Below are 827 nucleotides of genomic sequence, written 5' to 3'. Positions count from 1 at the left end.
GGTTGAAAATAGCGCGGCTCTCGCACCGTTGTCACCTTCGACGGCGAGAGGCGCTAAGAGGGCAATCAATACAGACCCTGACATAGCGGTGATAAAACGTTGCACGCGTTCGCTAATCGGAATGAATGACATCACATAAACGCCACCCCAGCGAGTTGCCAGAGTTACCAATCCCATTGCGATAATGATAAACAGCGTGCCGCCTAAGCTTGTTTCAATGTTCATGCTTTTTTCTCCTTCCAACAAGCACCTAAAATACCGCCAGCGATTGCGCCGACAACGACATGGCTGTTTTCTGGCAAATACCAGTAAGCCATCAGTGATGAAGCTGCTGCCATGCTCCAAATCGCGAAGATACGCAGATTTTTAGGGCCGCCTGCAACCATAGAAAGTAAAAAGCAACCCATGACCATATCAAGTCCGAGACTGACTGGATCTTTGATGGCACCACCAAAGTAGATCCCCATCCAGGTGCCGACAATCCAGAAGCCCCAAAGTGCAAGCCCTCCGCCGACCAACAAACCAAACCCAGGCTCTTTCTTGCCAAATGCGTTCATCGCCATTGCCCAGTTCGCATCGGAGGCAAGCAACATAATGCCATAGCGCTTATGTGGCGGTAGCTGTCTCAGCCAAGGGTAGAGCGTCGCACCCATCAGACGGTGGCGAGCATTGATGGCAAACACAGTAATCAAAACCGGTACAAGTGGTACTTCAGCTCCCCACATTTCTAACGTGGCAAACTGAGACGCACCAGCAAAGACGAGCGTACTCATTAAAAGAGTCGGAAAGGCGTCTAAGCCGGTTTGCACCGCAGCAACCCCAAAGGC

Annotated in this window: 2 protein-coding genes; both read right to left on the bottom strand. The window is 51.3% G+C overall.

What is annotated here, in order from left to right; all coding sequences use genetic code 11:
* The coding region (locus R7190_RS26540; RefSeq protein ID WP_318137761.1) for an AzlD domain-containing protein at positions 1 to 225 on the bottom strand (225 nt) is incomplete at its 3' end.
* A partial coding sequence (locus tag R7190_RS26535) for an AzlC family ABC transporter permease (RefSeq protein WP_318137760.1) occupies positions 222 to 827 on the bottom strand: 606 nt, incomplete at its 5' end. The genes R7190_RS26540 and R7190_RS26535, both read right to left, overlap by 4 nt.

It is taken from the genome of Vibrio sp. 1078-1, assembly GCF_033340475.1.
The sequence above is the reverse complement of the archived record's forward strand: the minus strand, read 5'-3'. Positions and strand labels throughout refer to the sequence as shown.